The sequence below is a fragment of the Streptomyces sp. NPDC102259 genome (assembly GCF_044766465.1).
In the GTDB taxonomy this organism is placed as follows: domain Bacteria; phylum Actinomycetota; class Actinomycetes; order Streptomycetales; family Streptomycetaceae; genus Streptomyces.
On the sequence record NZ_JBIWMA010000002.1, the window covers coordinates 277,768 to 294,122 of the forward strand.

Annotated in this window: 13 protein-coding genes; 5 read left to right on the top strand and 8 right to left on the bottom strand. The window is 72.3% G+C overall.

Features of this window, described 5'->3' with window-relative positions:
• Positions 1-106: 106 nt before the first annotated feature.
• Positions 107-1,354, bottom strand: coding sequence for a GNAT family N-acetyltransferase (locus ACIRPU_RS05875; RefSeq protein ID WP_403862188.1), 1,248 nt, complete (start codon positions 1,352-1,354; stop codon positions 107-109).
• 459 nt (positions 1,355-1,813) lie between these two features.
• Between ACIRPU_RS05875 and ACIRPU_RS05880 the strand changes: the two genes are divergently transcribed.
• Positions 1,814-2,947 carry an FAD-dependent oxidoreductase gene (locus tag ACIRPU_RS05880; protein ID WP_403862191.1) on the top strand — a complete coding sequence of 378 codons (1,134 nt, stop codon included), beginning with the start codon at positions 1,814-1,816 and terminating at the stop codon, positions 2,945-2,947.
• A 115-nt stretch (positions 2,948-3,062) separates the two neighbouring features.
• Here ACIRPU_RS05880 and ACIRPU_RS05885 read toward each other — a convergent pair whose 3' ends face one another.
• Positions 3,063-4,265 carry a sugar ABC transporter permease gene (locus ACIRPU_RS05885; protein ID WP_403862194.1) on the bottom strand — a complete coding sequence of 401 codons (1,203 nt, stop codon included), beginning with the start codon at positions 4,263-4,265 and terminating at the stop codon, positions 3,063-3,065.
• Positions 4,266-4,464: 199 nt separating this feature from the next.
• A complete protein-coding gene (locus ACIRPU_RS05890) occupies positions 4,465-5,553 on the bottom strand; it encodes a sugar ABC transporter substrate-binding protein (protein ID WP_403862196.1) in 1,089 nt (362 codons plus the stop codon).
• 122 nt (positions 5,554-5,675) lie between these two features.
• Here ACIRPU_RS05890 and ACIRPU_RS05895 point away from each other — a divergent pair, with 122 nt between their 5' ends.
• Positions 5,676-8,036: a SpoIIE family protein phosphatase gene (locus ACIRPU_RS05895; RefSeq protein WP_403862198.1), complete on the top strand. Its 2,361-nt coding sequence runs from the start codon at positions 5,676-5,678 to the stop codon at positions 8,034-8,036.
• Entirely contained in the window at positions 8,033-9,115 is a 1,083-nt protein-coding gene (locus tag ACIRPU_RS05900) for a substrate-binding domain-containing protein (RefSeq protein WP_403862200.1), read from the top strand. Before ACIRPU_RS05895 ends, ACIRPU_RS05900 begins: the two co-directional genes overlap by 4 nt.
• A 21-nt stretch (positions 9,116-9,136) precedes the next feature.
• Here the strand turns inward: ACIRPU_RS05900 and ACIRPU_RS05905 are convergent, their stop codons facing one another.
• Positions 9,137-9,427: a zinc-ribbon domain-containing protein gene (locus tag ACIRPU_RS05905; protein ID WP_355709899.1), complete on the bottom strand. Its 291-nt coding sequence runs from the start codon at positions 9,425-9,427 to the stop codon at positions 9,137-9,139.
• A gap of 256 nt (positions 9,428-9,683) precedes the next feature.
• On the opposite strand from ACIRPU_RS05905, the gene ACIRPU_RS05910 reads away from it, so the two are divergent.
• Positions 9,684-10,664, top strand: a complete 981-nt coding sequence (locus ACIRPU_RS05910; RefSeq protein ID WP_403862203.1) for an SMP-30/gluconolactonase/LRE family protein — start codon at positions 9,684-9,686, stop codon at positions 10,662-10,664.
• A 147-nt stretch (positions 10,665-10,811) separates the two neighbouring features.
• Here the strand turns inward: ACIRPU_RS05910 and ACIRPU_RS05915 are convergent, their stop codons facing one another.
• The 4 genes from ACIRPU_RS05915 to ACIRPU_RS05930 form a co-directional block, all read right to left on the bottom strand.
• Complete coding sequence (locus ACIRPU_RS05915) at positions 10,812-11,510, bottom strand: LuxR C-terminal-related transcriptional regulator (RefSeq protein ID WP_403862206.1); 699 nt, start codon at positions 11,508-11,510, stop codon at positions 10,812-10,814.
• A gap of 222 nt (positions 11,511-11,732) precedes the next feature.
• The gene (gene dacB / locus ACIRPU_RS05920; protein WP_403862209.1) at positions 11,733-13,106 is read right to left on the bottom strand and encodes a D-alanyl-D-alanine carboxypeptidase/D-alanyl-D-alanine-endopeptidase; all 1,374 of its coding nucleotides are present in this window, start codon (positions 13,104-13,106) and stop codon (positions 11,733-11,735) included.
• Between the two features lie 146 nt (positions 13,107-13,252).
• Complete coding sequence (locus ACIRPU_RS05925; protein WP_403862212.1) at positions 13,253-14,836, bottom strand: hypothetical protein; 1,584 nt, start codon at positions 14,834-14,836, stop codon at positions 13,253-13,255.
• A 210-nt stretch (positions 14,837-15,046) separates the two neighbouring features.
• Positions 15,047-15,679, bottom strand: coding sequence for a hypothetical protein (locus tag ACIRPU_RS05930; RefSeq protein WP_403862215.1), 633 nt, complete (start codon positions 15,677-15,679; stop codon positions 15,047-15,049).
• A gap of 355 nt (positions 15,680-16,034) precedes the next feature.
• Here ACIRPU_RS05930 and ACIRPU_RS05935 point away from each other — a divergent pair, with 355 nt between their 5' ends.
• Entirely contained in the window at positions 16,035-16,310 is a 276-nt protein-coding gene (locus tag ACIRPU_RS05935) for a DUF6355 family natural product biosynthesis protein (protein ID WP_020125770.1), read from the top strand.
• Positions 16,311-16,355 lie beyond the last annotated feature (45 nt).

Below are 16,355 nucleotides of genomic sequence, written 5' to 3' on the forward strand. Positions count from 1 at the left end.
CTACGACGCGTCGACGGCACTGCGTTCAAAAAGTGGTGCAACATTCACCTAAGACATCGCCCGCGCACGCTCCGGCGGGACGTGATCGGGCTCGGCCGGCGCGCGGTCAGAACCAGTGCAGGCAGTGCGGGGGGCGTTCGGCGCGGAAGAGGGCGTCGGCGAGGGCGGCCGCGCCCGGCCGGTGGGCCCGGACGTGTCCGGCACGCACGAGCGTGCTCGGCACGGTGCCGCCGAGGTAGACCGAGCCCAGGTCGCTCACGTCCAGGGAGAGGTCGGGCTCCCGGTCCGTCGGGACGCAGTCGGCCTTGCCGTCCCGGACGGTCAGCAGGTAGCGGCCGTGCTCGCCGAGGAACGGGTCGTCGACGTCGAGGACGAGCTCGCCGTCCGCGCACCAGCCGCGCGCGGTCAGCGCACGCGGGACGTCCAGCAACCGCACCCAGAGCCAGTCGGTGTCGTCGCTCACCTGGCCGGCGCGGAAGTCCGCGAACTGCCAGCGCAGCGGGTGCTCGGGCGGAAAGTGCTTGAACACGACCTGGGTGACCAGGTCGTGTCCCAGCACGAAGCGGGCCAGGGCCGTGAAGACGGCGTCGTCGCAGGCGATGGTCTCGTCGACCGTCAGGGTCTCGCGTTCGCCGATCGAGTAGCAGGCGTACCCGTCCGGGACGCCGTCGGCGTCCCGGTGGACGGCGACGTGGCGCGGCGCCGGAGAGATCGGGGGCTGCCCCGCGCGCCGGGCCCACCAGCGGTGCGGCCGGGACAGTGCGCCGGGCTGTGCGCGGCGATACCGGTCGTAGACCTCTTCCAGGATCTCGCCGCACTCGGCACGCCGCAGCAGCTCGATCGAGCCGGTGTCCGTGCCGGTGTCCGAGCCGGCCGCCGGGGCGGCGGCCGTTCCGCGCGCCCGGGGGAGGGCGAGGGCGGCCTTGTGGCGCGGCACCGTCAGCCGCCGGGTGTAGGTCGCCGGTCCGTAGCCGAACCTGCGGTAGATCAGGGCCTCGGAGGCCAGCAGCACGGAGAGGAACTCCCCGCGGGCGCGCAGCTCGGTGAGCTGATGCCGCATCATCGCGCTGAGGACGCCCTGGCGTCGGTGCGTGGGCAGGACGCCGACGGCGGTCACCCCGGCGGCCGGGACGATGATCTCGCCCGGCAGGGTGAGCTCGAAGGAGTACGCAGCGGCGGTGCCGACGGGCCGACCGTCCGCCGTCTCGGCGAGCAGGTTGCGGTCCGGCTCGAGCGCGGACCACCAGACCCCGCCGCCGTCCTCGGCCGGGGTCTCCGGGAAGCGCCCGAACGCGCCATGGAGTGTGTCGACGAAGACGTCGTGGTCCTGCTCGGTCGTGGAACGGATCTCCATCGCTGGCGGCGCCTCCCCGGAATGACGGCACCACGACCCGTGGTGTCCCGCCACAGTGCAGCGTCGACGCGCGGCCAGGTCAACCGGATTACGGCCGGCCCGCGTCCGGGCGACAGCACGGCCCGGTCCCGGCCGGCCCCCGGGGGAGCGGTCTCGGCGAACTCGACCCCGTTCCGTCGAACTCCACCGTCGGCAGTCGGCAGTCGGCAGTCGGCAGTCGGGCAGTCGGCGGCCGCCGCGGCGAGGGCGTCGCCCTCGCGGCAGCGGACGCGCGCTCGGCCGGGTCCCGCAAGGACCACATACCGCAGCCCGGGGCGGACGGGCCGCGGGGCCGCGGTGTCGGCGGCTTGTCGGGGCTGTCGGGCCGGTGTCGGCGGCCTGTCGGCCGGGGCTGGGACCTTTCGAGGGATCCCGCCGGGTGCCCATCCGGCAGGCGTGCGACGCAAGGAATCACTCACCATGACCATCGACGTCACCATCATCGGCGCCGGGCTCGGCGGACTGACCCTCGCCCGGGTCCTCCACGTCCACGGCATCACGTCCACGGTCTACGAGGCCGAGGCCTCACCGACGGCTCGCTCCCAGGGCGGGATGCTCGACATCCACGAGGACAGCGGCCAACCGGCTCTCCGGGCGGCCGGTCTGATGGACGAGTTCCGCGGCCTCGTCCTGGAGGGCCGCCAGGCGTTGCGGATCCTCGACCGGGACGGGGCCGTCCTGTTCGACGAGCCCGACGACGGCACGGGCGGACGCCCCGAGGTGCAGCGCGGCGAGCTGCGGCAGATACTGCTCGACTCGCTCCCGGCCGGCACCGTCCGGTGGGGCCACAAGGTCAGCGGCGCCCGTGCCCTAGGCGACGGCCGCCACGAGGTGACCTTCGCCGACGGCACCACCGTCACCACGAGCCTGCTCGTCGGTGCGGACGGCGCGTGGTCGCGGGTGCGGCCACTGCTCTCCGCCACCCCGCCCGAGTACGCCGGCATGTCGGTCGTCGAGACCTATCTGCTCGACGGCGACACCCGGCACCCGGCCAGCGCGAAGGCGGTCGGCGGCGGGGCGCTCCTCGCGCTCGCCCCGGGCAAGGGCGTCGTGGCGCACCGGGAGAAGGGCGGCACCCTGCACACCTACGTGATGCTCGCCGGGCCGCAGGACTGGTTCGCCGCCGTCGATCTCACCGAGGCGGCCGAGGCCGGCGAGCGGATCGCGCGAGAGTTCGACGGCTGGGCGCCCGAGCTCACCGCGCTGATCACCGACGCCGACACCGCGCCGGTCCTGCGCCCCCTCCACGCTCTGCCGATCGGACACCGGTGGGACCGGGTGCCGGGGGTGACCCTGCTCGGCGACGCCGCCCATCTCTCGGTCCCGAACGGCGAAGGCGCCAACCTGGCCATGTACGACGGCGCCGAACTCGGCGAGGCACTCGCCGCGCACCCCGACGACGTCGAGGCCGCGCTCACCGCGTACGAGCGGGCCATGTTCCCCCGCGCCGCCGCGGCCGCCGCCGACGGCACCCGGCTCCACGAGCTCATGTTCGGCGACGGCGCACCCCACAGCCTGATCACGGCGTTCGTCGACGACGAACAGACCCCGTGACCGCCGTGCGTGGAACGGTCGGCGTGACCGTTCCACGCACGTGCCCTCAGTGCCGTCCACGCACGTGCCCGAGCCCTGTACGCACGTGCCCTCGGTCCCGTCCGCGCACGGGTCCTCAGTAGTCCCGTCTGCGTGCCGCCTGGGAGTGCCGTGACAACGAGTCGATGATCACCGCGGCGAAGAGCACCCCGCCCGTGATGACGAACTGAACGGCCGGGGGAGTGTCCGTGATCGCCATGCCCGACGCGATCGACTGGATGACCAGCATGCCGAGCACCGCCGACCAGGTCGTACCGCGACCGCCGAACAGGCTGGTGCCGCCGATGACGGCCGCCGCGATGGCGTTGATGAGCAGCACGCCGGACCCCGAGCTCTGGCTCACCGAGGTGATGCGCGAGGCCAGGAACAGGCCGCCGACGGCGGCCATCGTGCCCGAGGCCGCGAGCACCGCGGTCTGCACCCACGTCACGCTGAGGCTGGCGCGGCGGGCCGCCTCGACGCTGCCGCCGAGCGCGTAGACCTGCCGTCCGTAGCGCGTGCGGCGCAGCAGGACGTCGAGACCGGCCACCACCACGAGGAAGATCAGCAGGGCGAGGGGCAGCCCCTGGAACCGGTTGAGCAGGTACGCGACGCCGAACGCGACCACGGCGAGCGCTCCGGTGCGTAGCGCGATGCCGCGCAGCGACCGGTGCGGCATCCCGATGGCTCTGCGGCGGCGCCGGTCGCGGTCGGAGACGAGGAAGACGGCCGCCGCGGCGACCGCCGCCAGGCCGTAGGCGACGGCGTCGTCGGTGAAGTAGAAGCTGGTCAGCTTGGCGACCAGCCCGTTCTCGTCGAGGTTGACGGTGCCGCTGTCCCCGAGGACGGACAGCATCAGGCCGTTCCAGGTGAGCAGCCCGGCCAGGGTGATCACGAAGGCCGGCACCCGGGTCCTGGCGATGGAGTAGCCCTGGACGGTGCCCGCGACGGTGCCCGTAAGCACCGCGACGATGAGCGCGAGCCACTCCGGCACCCCGTTGTTCACGTTCAGCACGGCGAAGACGGCCGCCGCGAGCCCGCTGATCGAGCCGACGGACAGATCGAGCTCGCCGAGCAGCAGCACGAAGACGATGCCGACCGCGATCATCCCGGTGCCCACGATGTCCACGCTGAGGTTGGACAGGTTCCGGGGCGAGAGGAAGTTCTGGTTGAGCGACTGGAAGGTGATCCAGACGACGGCGAGGACGAGGACGACGGGCAGCGAGCCCAGCTCACCGGCGCTCAGCTTGCGCCGGACGGCCGCCGACCCGCTCCGCACGGCACGGGCGACGGCCCGCATGCGGGTCACCACCTCGCCCCGTCGCGGGCGCCACACAGGACCCGCCTCGACGGCCGGCCGCGCCGGTCGTGCCCGAGGAGGGCGGCGGCTTGTCCGGAGCGGATCTCCGGCACGAAAACCATCTCCTTCCCCAGGACGTCAGGTCCGGCGGTGTCGGGTCGATGTGTGTCCTGTCGGCGGGGTGGGCGTTCGGCGCGGGTCAGGGCAGTCCGGCGCGTTCGCAGGCGGCCCGGAGCTCGGGGGTGCAGATCTGCCGGGCGGTGTGCAGGCCGTCCTTCACCACCGTGTCCCCGATGTTGTCGGCGGTCACCGACACCGGGGTGAGCAGCACGGCGGCGACCGCTTCCCCGCCGCGCGTCGGCACCTCGGCCGTGGCCACCCGCTCCAGGCTCTCCCCGCGGGCCGCGGCGACGGCCATGGCGCCGCCGGCGGCGGCCTCGGGCCTGAACGGCTTGAAGACGGTCATGTACTGGTCGCCGCCGAGGATGCGCCGCAGGGCGGAGAGCTCGGCGTCCTGCCCGGTGACCGGGGGCAGCGGGTCGACCTTGTTCGCCTTGAGGGCGGAGATGCTCCCGGCGGCGAGGCCGTCGTTGGCCGCGTAGACCCCGTCGATGGACTCGACGCCGAGGGCCGCGATGGCCCCGGACATGTTCATGTGCGCGGTCTCCGTGCGCCACTGGAGGGTGTCGTAGGCCTTGCCGATCTTCACCTTTCCGTCGAGCACGGACCGGGCGCCGTCCTCGAACGACTTCGTGTTCGGGTCGCTGGGATCGCCGTTCATCATGACGATCTGGGCGCCGGGCACCTTGTCGCCCATCGCCTTCAGCAGCGCCCGGCCCTGGAGCCTGCCGACCTCCACGCCGTCGAAGGAGACGTAACCCGAGATGGGTCCCTCGGCGAGACGGTCGTAGGAGATGACGGGGATGTCCGCCTCGTGGGCCTTGGTGACCGCGGGGCCGAGCGACCGGGAGTCCACGGGCACGAGCACGATGGCGTCGACCCCCTTGGTGATCATCGAGTCCATCTGTTCCTGCTGGAGGGCCACATCGTTCTTGGCGTTGGCGTGCTCGACCGCGCAGTCGGGGCACAGTTCGCCGATCTTCTTCTCCAGCAGGGGCCGGTCCTGGGTCTCCCAGCGGGCCGTGGTGACGTCCGGCAGCAGCAGACCGATGCGCGGCCCGTCCGCTCGGCCGGGTTCGTCGCCGGTGCTCGCACCGCAGGCCGCGAGGACGACCGCGGTGGAGACCGCGGTCACCGCCGCGGCCGTGTCCCTGATGCAGGCCTTCATGAGTGATACCTGCCGTAGACGACAATAGGGTGGTGGGTAGCGGTGGATATGTTCGGTTGATCCTTATATGCGATTCTGGTGGGTGGGTGCCCTGATCTCAACCTGTCGGCACCTGCGGCAGGATGGGAGGTACGTTGCGGACATGCCTCGACCGGGCTCTGAGCTTCGCCGGAGCGACACTGGCGGCGGTCTACGCGCCCGGGGCCGGCACACGCGAGCTTCGGCTGGTGGACACGTCCGGAAGCGTCATTTCCGGCTCGTCACCGCCGGAGCGCCTGCCGCTGTCCGGCGACTCGCCCGCGGCGCGGGCCTTCCGCACCGACCACCCCCTCTGGCTGACCAACGACACCCCGCTCGGCGCGCTGCCCCTCGGCATCCAGGGCAACCGGCTGGGCTGCCTCCTCGTCCTGGGGGACTCGGCGGACGGCTTCGGGGTCGAGCAGCGCCGCTTCCTGGAGCGGTACGCCGACGCGGTCGCCGCGCTGCTCCGGCCCGGCGCCGACCCGCCGATACCGACACCGCTGCTGGGCCCCGCCCTGCGAAGCCTGCGCCTCGGCTCCTTCGTCCTCTCCCCGGACACCGGCCTGATCGAGGCCGACGACACCCTGCTCGAACTGGTCGGCATCACCCCGGACGACTTCGACGGCAAGGTCGACACCCTGCTCGCGCACGCCCTCCCGGAGGACATGCACGCCTTGATGTCGCTCCTGGAGCCGACCACCGACGCCTTCGGCCGACGGGACCTGGAGTTCCGGGTCCGCGGCCCCACCGGCGAGATGCGCTGGCTGAGCCTGAGCTGCCGGGCGGAACCGGGCGCGGACGACGGGCCGCAACAGGTTCTGGGCGTGGTGACGGCGACCTCGGTGCTGCGCCGCGGCGGCGACGACGTCTCCCGGATCCAGTGGCTGACGGCCGCCCTCGACGAGGCCGCGACGGTCCGCGACGTCGGCCGCGTGGTGGTCGCCGCCCTGCGCGAGCCGCTGGCCGCCGACCACGTGGCGCTCGCCGCGGTCCAGGACGACCGGGTCATGGTCACCGCCCTCGACCCGCCCCAGCCCAGCGCCTGGCCGGACGTGTGGCGTACCGAGTGGCGCACGGAATGGCCCGACGCGTCGCTGCGCGCCCTGCCCACCCTCCAGGCGGCCCTGCGGGACGGCCGGATGGACCTCTGGCCCGCCGGCACCGCCCTCGAAGCCGGTCTGGCCGACGTCGGCGCCGGGGGACTGGCCGTCCTGCCGCTCCCCGCCAAGGGCCAGGTCGCCGGGGTGTGCCTGGTCGGCTGGGACCGGCCGCACGAGTTCGCCCCCGAGGAACGGTCCCTGCTCACCGCCACCGCCGCCCTGGTCGGCCAGGCCCTCAAGCGCGCCCACGCGCACGACGCCGAGCAGGAACTCGCGACGATGCTCCAGCGCAGCCTGCTGCCCCGACGGCTGCCCGAACTGCCCGGCGGGACCGCCGTCGCCCGCTATCTGCCCGCCAGACGCGGGCTGCAGGTGGGCGGCGACTGGTACGACGTCATCGCCCTCTCCGAGGACCGGGTGGCCCTGGTCATCGGCGACGTCCAGGGACACAGCGCCGGCGCCGCGACGATCATGGGCCAGATGCGGACCGCCGTCCGGGCCTACGCCACCGAGGGTCACCCGCCCGACGTGGTCGTCTCGCACGCCAACCGGCTCCTCGTCGGCATGGAGACCGACCTGTTCGCCACCTGCTGCTACGCCGAACTGGACCTGGAGGAGGGCAACATCCTCTTCGTCCGGGCCGGGCACCTGGCCCCCCTGCTGCGCCTTCCCGACGGCTCCACGGAGGAGGTCGAGGTGGCGGGCGGGCCGCCGCTCGGCATCCTGGCCGAGGCGGACTTCCCCATGACGGCCGTCGAACTGGCCCCCGGCACGGTCCTCGCCCTGGTCACCGACGGTCTGGTCGAGGCCGCCGACCTGCCTCTGGACGAGGGCATGCGCCGCACGCGGGTCGCGCTCGCCGCGGCGGACCCCGCCGACCCGGGGAAGATGGCCGACGCGCTCCTCGGCGACGCCGGCCGCCGGGAGGACGACGTGGCACTGCTGCTCCTGCGCTACGACGGTATGAAGACCCGGCCGATCCGGGCCGGCTGGATGGTGTGGCGGTTGCCCGACGCCGTCATGCACGCCCGCCGCTTCACCGCGCGCACCCTGCGCCGCTGGAAGGTCCAGGAGGCGGCCGACGCGGTGCTGCTGGTCGTCTCCGAACTCGTCACCAACGCCCTGGTGCACACCCAGGGGCCGGTCCGGCTCGACCTGGTGCTGCGCGGGGACCGGGTGCGCGTCTCCGTCAGCGACTCCTCGCCGCGCGCGCCCGCCAAACCGGTGATCGTCGACTGGGAGGCGACCGGCGGCCGGGGCCTGCTGCTGGTCGAGGCGATGTCGGACGCCTTCGGGTCGGTCCCGGTGGCCGGCGGCAAACAGGTGTGGAGCGAGATCGCCGTGCCGGAGGGAGTGCCGTGAGGACGCGCCGCGGGGCTGTCGTCGCGGTGCTCGCCGCGGCGCTCCTGACGACGCCCCTGGCCTCCTGCGGGGGAGACGAGAAGGCGGTCGGCGAAGGCTTCACCGTCGGTCTGCTGCTGCCGAGCCGCGCGGTCCCGCGCTGGGAACACGCGGACCGACCGCTGATCGAGGCGCAGGTGAAGAAGCTCTGCCCCGGCTGCCGGACGGAATACGCCAACGCCGAGAACGACGTCACCCGGCAGCGGCAGCAGATGATCTCCATGATCACCAAGGGAGCCAGGGTCCTGATCCTCGACGCCGCCGACACCCGGGCGCTGCGCTCCTCCATCCAGGAAGCGGACCGGGCGGGTGTCCCGGTGATCGCCTACGACCGCCTCGCCGAAGGCCCGATCACCGGCTATGTCGGTTTCGACGGCCTCCAGGTCGGCAGACTCCAGGGCGAGGCGCTCCTGAAGGCCCTGGGGCGGGCGGCCGGGAGCGACGACGTCGTCATGATGAACGGCGATCCGACCAGCCCGAACGCGGAGGCGTACCGCAAGGGCGCCCTGTCCGTCCTCACCGGCCGGGTGCGGATCGCCCGGTCCTACGACACCCCGGAGTGGAGCACCCAGAACGCGCACACCAACATGTCCGCCGCCATCGCGGCCCTCGGCCCGGACGGGATCGACGGAGTCCTCGCGGCCAACGACAACATCGCCGCGGGCGTCGTCGCCGCCCTCAAGAGCGCCGGCGTCACCGACCTCCCGCCGATCACCGGCCAGGACGCCGACCTCGACGCCGTGCGGCGCGTCGTCAAGGGGGAGCAGTACATGACGGTGTACAAGCCGTTCACGAAGGAAGCCGCCGCGGTCGCCGCCATGGCCGTCGCCGTCGGGCGGGGCGACGACCCCCGCGACAGCGCCACCACGACCGTCGACAGCCCCACCACGAAACGCATCCCGGCCGTGCTGCTCCAGCCGCGCCCGGTGCGGGCCCGTGACGTCGAGCGGACCCTGATCAAGGGCGGCCTGTACACCGAGGGCCAGATCTGCACCCGTGAGCTCCTGGCCGCCTGCGCGCGGGCGGGACTCACCGGGTGAGCCGCCGGGAGGGGGCGGCCGTCAGTGCTGGTACGGCTGCTGGTGCGGCTGCCCGTACGCCTGGCCGCCGGCGCCGCCCACGGCCTGCGCCGTCAACTGCTCCGCCTGCTCCTTGGTCAGGTTCTGCTCGGCGCCGCAGAAGGTGCACTGCGTCCCGTACTTCGTCGAGATCGGGAACAGCGGCACGAAGAACAGGGTGAACTTGGTGACCCGCTTGCGCAGCGTGTGCGCGGCGGGGTTGCCGCAGCGGCCGCACACGAGCGTCAGTATCGCCAGCTGGTAGAGGTATCCCTTGGTGCCGAAGATGATCACGCTGTGCTTCCTTCTGGGTGAGTGTCCGGGTGAGCGTGCGTCCGGGTGAGCCGCCGTGGGACGGCCGGCCGGACCGCCGTCCGCACCGCACAGTCTGCTGCATCGCCATGTCACCCGGGTGAGCGGCAGGCGGGTCCATGCCCTGGGCCACGCGGGCGATCCCCCGGCCACGACTGCGGCCGCCGCCGCCCGCCCGGCGCGATGGTCGTCTGGCCGCCGCACAGCGGCGTTTCCGCTACCCCACAGGGAAGGTCCCATGCCCCGAGTCCCCCGTTCGGCGGGCGTCACCGCCGCCGCCCTCGCCCTCGGCCTGCTCGCCACGGCTCCCGCGACCGGAGACGAGCCGGCGGTCTCCGCTCCGCGCGTCGTCGCCCACTTCGACCTCGCCAAGGGCCAGTCACCGGAGAACATCGCGCTCGAACCCGACGGCTCCGCCGACCTGACGTTCTCCTCCGCCCGGCAGGTCGTCAACGTCACCCGGGAGGGCCGGACCCGGATCCTCGCGACGCTGCCCGCCGTGGCGAACCCGCAGACGCCCGTCGTCGGCGCTGCCGTCGTCCTCGGTATCGCCCGCGCACAGGACGGCACCCTGTACGTCAACTACGCCACCGGCACCCGCGCGACCGGGATCTGGCGCATCCCGTCCGGCGGCGGCAAGCCCCAGCAGATCGCACAGCTGCCGCCGACCGGGTTCCCCAACGGCCTCGCCCTCGACGAGCGTCGGGGCGTGTTCTACGTCGCGGACTCGGTGCTGGGCACCGTCTGGCGCGTTCCGCGCTCGGGCGGCAAGCCCACGGCCTGGGCCACGGGAGCCGCGCTCGAGCCGCGCAACGCCCGGCCGGCGGCCCGCGTCGGAGTCAACGGCCTGCGGGTCCACCGCGACGCCGTGTGGGTGTCGAACACCAACGCCGGGACGCTGCTGCGCATCCCCGTGCGCGAGAGCGGTTGCGCCGGCGTGATCGAGACCCGGGCGACGGGCGTCTACGCGATCGACGACTTCGCGTTCGTGGACCGGCACCGTGACACGGTTCTCGCCGCCCAGACCGGCGGCAGCGAGATCGCCCAGATCAGCCCGGACGGCACCCACCGGGTCGTCCTCACCCGGAAGGACGGACTGTCCAACCCCACCTCGGTGGCGGTTCGCGGCCGGACCGCCTACGTCCCCAGCGCGGCGTACTTCACCCAGGACGACCCGAACCTGCTCCTGGCCCGCGTGCACCAGCGCGACCGCGGCTAGGCGCCCGGCGGCCCCGTCCCCGCAGTGTCGGGTACGGGGCCGTGGGACGTGGGGGAGAAGCGGGGGCGCAGTGGCGGGCGTCGCCGTCCCGGGCCGGGGCCCGACGGGGACGGGTCGCTGGGCTCCGGGGGAGCGGGGCGGCCGTCGTCAGGCTGCCGGGCGCACCAGGCCGTACTCGTAGGCGAAGGCGACCGCCTGGACCCTGGCGCGGGCGCCGATCTTGGCGAGGATATGGCTGACGTGGGACTTCACGGTGGTCGGGGCGATGGACAGCCGTGCGGCGATCTCCGCGTTGGACCAGCCGGAGGCGACGGCGACGAGGACATCGCGTTCGCGCTCGGTGAAGGCGTCGAGTCCGACCGCCCGCCCACCGGGACGCGGGGCGCGTTCATGGCGGACGGTGTCGATGAGCGCGCGGGTCAGCTCGGGGGTGATGACGGCGTCTCCGGCGGCCACGACCCGGATGGCCGCGGTCAGTTCGTGGGGTGTGGCGTCCTTCAGGAGGAATCCGCCGGCGCCCGCGCGCAGGGCGGCGTAGGCGTGCCCCTCGTGTCCCGTGGAGGTCAGCACCAGGATCCGCGGCGGCTGCCCGCCCGGTACGCCGGGGCCGGGGACCGCGCTGAGGCGCGGCGGGTGGGCGATGCGGCGGATGGTCTCGATGGCGTCGGTCTCGGGACGGTGGCCACCGAGCAGGACGACGTCGGGACCGAGCGCGGCGCTCATCCGGGCCGCTTCGGCCCCGCTCGCCGTGTCGCCCACGACGGTCAGATCGGGCTCGGCGGTCAGCAACATCCGCAGGCCGACGCGTTGAAGGGACTGGTCGTTGACGATGAGTACGGAGGCCATGGCTGTGTTCTCCATGCGAGTGGGGGCGTATGCCTCTCATGAACGAAACTGTTTCGTTCACTTGCTGATCAGGCTAGCCCTCGAAGTCATCGAAACGGCAGCGTTTTCTTGTGGTGTGGCTCACATCTCGACGGACGGGCGGGCTGTGCCGCGCGAAAGGGCCGGCCCCGATGGCGCCGGCCCTTTCCGCATGTGCGCGGGTTCGCCGCGCCCACGTGTTCGCTACGCCCAGCAGCCGTTGACGGTGGCCGCGAGGCCGTCCATGGCGTCCTTGATGTCGGCCGGGTTGGCCGTGGAGTTGTTCTCGATGAACGAGAAGACCTTCCACTTGCCGTCCTTGCCCTGCGTCAGACCGCTCAGGGCGATGGCCCCGGTGAGGGTGCCGGTCTTCGCGTGCACCTTGCCGACCGCGCACGTGGAGTTCACGTCGTCGAAGCGGCCCCATTCCGGACCGAGCGTGCTGCCGGCCTCGCCGGAGACGGGCAATCCGTCGAGGATGGAGCCCAGGGTCCGGGAGTAACGCGATTCCGTCAGCAGTTCGAGGATTTCCGCGAGCGTGGCGGCCGGAATACGATTGGCCCGCGAAAGGCCGCTTCCGTCGTAGATCTCGAAGTTGTCGAGGGAAACGCCGTACCGAAGGCTCAACACCTGGCGCACGACGTCCGTGCCGCCCTCGAACGTGGCCGGGCGGCCCGCGCCGAGTGCGGTCATCCGCAGCAGGGTCTCGGCGATGTTGTTGTCGCTGACCTTGATCATCTTGTGGACGATCTCCGACAGCGGCGCCGACCGGTGCCGTGCCACCGGGACGTCGCCCGGGCTCGCCTTGGCGCGGGTGACGGCGCCGTCGACGGTGACCCCGGCCGCCGTGAGCTGCTGGGCGAAGACCTGCCCGGCGTCGATCGAGGTGTCCTGGACCCCGTGCCCGTCGACGACCAGCGCGCGCACCGGGGCGACGGAGTCGGGGTAGTAGCCGGTGTTCCAGCCGTTGGCCAGGGTCGGTGCGCCGAAGAGGCTGTCGTCCACGGCGACCTTCACCGACGTCAGTCCCGCCGCCTTGAGCCCGGCGACCGCGGTCTTCGCCAGTTCGGCGAGGTCGGCGCTGGTCAGCGTACGGTCGCCGCCACCGACCACGGTCAGGGTGCCGTTGCCGTAGACGACCTTGGTGGTGAACGTGTGGTCCGGGCCCAGCACGGTCAGGGCGGCGGTCGCCGTGGCGAGCTTGGTGTTGGACGCCGGCATCAGCGCGGTCGCGCCGTTGTGGTCCCACAAAGTGGTGTCGGACTCGGAGTCGAGGACCACGCCGCTGACCTCGGACCCCAGGCGCGGGTCGACGACGCGGGCCTCGAGATTGGCGATGAGCTGCTGGTCGTCCGCGTCGAGCGTCCGGCCCGCCGCCGTGTCCTTGGCCGTCGTGCCGATGCCCTTCTCGGCGGCGAACGCCGAGGGGCCGGCCAGGGCCGCCGAGGTGACGGGCAGGGCCAGGGCGAGCACGATCGCCCGCCGGACGCCGGTACCGCTCTGCTTGGCCTTGCGGTGCCGGCGTCGACCGCCCGGGACAAAGGAATGCACGGGCGATTCCGCCGTTATGTCGTTCATGGAGTATCTCAAGGCTTTCGTGTGGGGGCCCTGCGCGAGAGAATTCCGGCGCACCTTATCACCCGTCACATGCGACCCACAGGTAACTCGGTGCGCGACTGACAGCCTTTCAGCGGGCGGAAATACGCTGGTTTTTCACACGGAATTCAGAGGCCCGTCCCCAAGCTCTGTGTCGTGTAGGCGCACTCCGTGTAGATGTAGCCCGACTCGAGCTTGGCCGTGTCCGAGGCGGGCGTGGCGGAGCTGTCGCCGTTCGGCTTGTGCAGGAAGAACGTGGTGCCGACCGGCAGGCTGATGGTGCGCTGCGGATAGTTCCTGCCGCTGTCGCTGCACGGTTCGAACGACGGGTTGATGGTGCTGCCGAGGGAGTACGCCTTGCAGCCGCCGCAGGCCTTGAGGGTGAAACTGCCGGTGACCGGACCCGTGAAGAGGACCGTGACCGCGTCGGGACTGTCGTTCTGCACGGTGACCGAGATGCTGCCGCCGGTACGGGTCGTCGGCAGCTTCTTGCCCGCGGCCGGCAGGGTCTGGGCGATCTCCGCCGCTATGGCGATCTTCTTCGCCAGGCCGGCGTTCTTGGCGGTCTTGTGGGCGGAGGCGTACTCGGTCATGGTCGTCTGCGCCGACTCGAAGTCGCCGTCCCGGTACTGGTCCACGCCGCAGGTGTACGTGCCGGTGTCGGCGCTGGTCGTGGCCCGGCTGCTGTCCTTGTCGAGAGCGGCTCCGATGTCCGCCTGCTCCGCCTCCAGGCCGTCGATCTGCGAGCCGAGCGTGCGCAGCCGCTGGACCGCGGAGCAGGGTTCGGCGCCGTGCAGGTCCTTCTCCGTGCGGACGACGGCGGCGGCCACGGCGGGTTCGACCTTCGCGGCCTGCTCGGAATCGGGGAAGGTGGCCAGCAGCTCCCCGTACTGCGAGCCCCAGTTGGCCTCGCCCGCCGTGAGCGCCGTCGACGCGCACTCGTACAGCGAGGTGGCCAGCCGGTCGTCGGGCCAGGTCTTCAGCGCCCCGAGGTCCGTCCCGGGCAGGCTCTTCGGGACCGTGCGCAGATACTTCAGCGGTTCCACCGCCTCGCAGTAGTCGCCCTGCGCGTACGCGGCGCCGACCGTCGTGTAGTAGGTCTTCATCCGTGCGGGCACCCGCTCGGCCGCCCGGGAACCGGGGTGGTCGGACGTGAGGTCCGCGTAGACGCCCAGCGCCTCGCGGTAGTCGGCCCGGGCCGAGTCGAAGGGCTTGTCACCGGAGGCCTGCACCAGCTGGTCGGCCTCGTCGAGCCGGTCGAGGAGCATCTGCTGGGTGGCTTCGTCCCGTGCGTCGTCGTACAGCACGACACCCCCGGCCGGCACGACGAGCAGCAGCAGTCCGAGCCCGAGCGCGAGCGGCGCCCGCCGCAGTCCCGTCAACCGGGTGCGCAGGCCCACGCGCGCACCGTCCGCCGCCACCGCGACGAGGAACAGGACGTACAGGACGAGGGCGAAGCCCGGGACGCCGTCCGGGTCGGCGGGCAGCGCCACGAACAGCAGGACGGCGGTGGCGATCCAGCACAGCGCCATCAGGGCCCAGCGGCGCACCAGCGCGTAGCCCAGGCCCAGACCACTGAGGTTGAGCACGGCCACCGCGACGGCCCGAGCGCCGTCCGCCGGCGCCGGCGGCGGGGCCGACGGCATGGGTGGAACGTAGTAGAAGGTGTTGTGGTCGGTGTCGTTGTATCTGCCGTACTGGTCCCCCGACATGGCGGCTCCCCCCGGTCAACTGCATCCGCACGTCTACGATTTGTCAGTGTACGGTCGCGGAGGACGGGCCGACAGGGGCGTAGTGGTTCCTGCATACGATCCCGGCCGGGAGACGCCCGGCCGAAGACGGCCGGGTCCGCGGGAAGCGGGCCGGGCCGCCACAGGGGGCATGTGTGGCGGCCGCGGCTTCGCTATCGCGTCAGGCATGGGTCAGGCCACACCCCCCACCGTCTTCTTGCGGCGCAGGGCGTAGAGGCCGGTGCCGGCGACGGCGAGGACGCCGAGTCCGGCCGCGGTCGCCGTGGGGGTGGCGAGGGCGCCGCCGCCGGTGTGCATGCCGCCGCTGGGCTTGTCGTGCTCCTTGCTCCAGCCGCCGGACTCCTCCTCCTTGCCGCCGTTCCAGGAGTCCTTGTCGTGCTCACCGCTGGTCCAGGTGTCCTTGTCCTTGTACGTCTCGGGGTCGTACTTGGGGTCCTTGGCCGCGCCGTGGTCGCTGTCGTTCACCGAGGCGAGGGCGCCGCCGCCGGTGTGCACGCCGCCGTGCGGGGAGTCGTGCTCCTCCTTGCCGTGCTCCTTGCCGTGCTCCTCCTCCTTGCCGTGGTCTTCCTTGCCCTGGTCTTCCTTGCCGTGCTCCTTGCCGTACGAGGAGTCCTCCTCCTTGTCCTCCTCCTTGCTGTACGAGGAGTCGTCCTCGTTGTCGTGCTCCTTGCTGTACGAGGAGCTGTCCTCCTTGCTGTACGAGGAGTCGTCGTGGTCCGTGTCACCGGCGTAGGCACCGGGGGCGCCGATGGCGAGGGCGGCCGAAGCCGCCGCGGTGGCCAGGATCATGCGAGCAGAACGCATCTGATGGTCCTTCCGTCACGACCGGGCAGCCGACACTTCGTCAGCTGACACGACCCGGCCCGACGTGATCCACCGTCAGTCAGCGAGCCCCGCTCCACCACTCAAGGCGCTCACCCGGGTGAAACGGCCCGCCATTCCGGGGACCCGGCCCCGCCTAGTCGCCTTTCCGGGGACGACCACTCCGACGGAGTAGCGGCGAAACGATTCGCGGGGTGAACGGGGCCCGTCGCCCGATCATCTCCGAGGGGCTCGCACGATCCTGGTGCAGGCCTTCGGTCCCATGGCGGACCTGGGCTTTTCCCGCCACCGCCCCCTCATCTCGGCAAGGAGTTCCGCTGTGCGTGTTCGTCGTACGGTGCTCAGCACCCTCGGTTCCGTCGCTCTCGTCCTCACCTCTCTGGGTGCGCTGACGGCCGCCACCGCGGGCCCCGCGGCCGCGGACCCGTGCGGCTTCTACGAGACCGGTTCCGACGCCTTCTACAACCACTGCACGTCCGACGGCTCACGCGTCGTCATCAAGGTCGACGTGGCCTGGGCGGCCGACTACGAGCGGTGCGTCGGTCCCGGCACGTCCTGGCTGGGCTCGGCCGCCAAGATCCAGGGCGCCCACTACACCGGCCGCACCTGCTGACAGGCGGTCACTCGACGGTTCTCGGGGTCCGGGGCGATCCGGGGC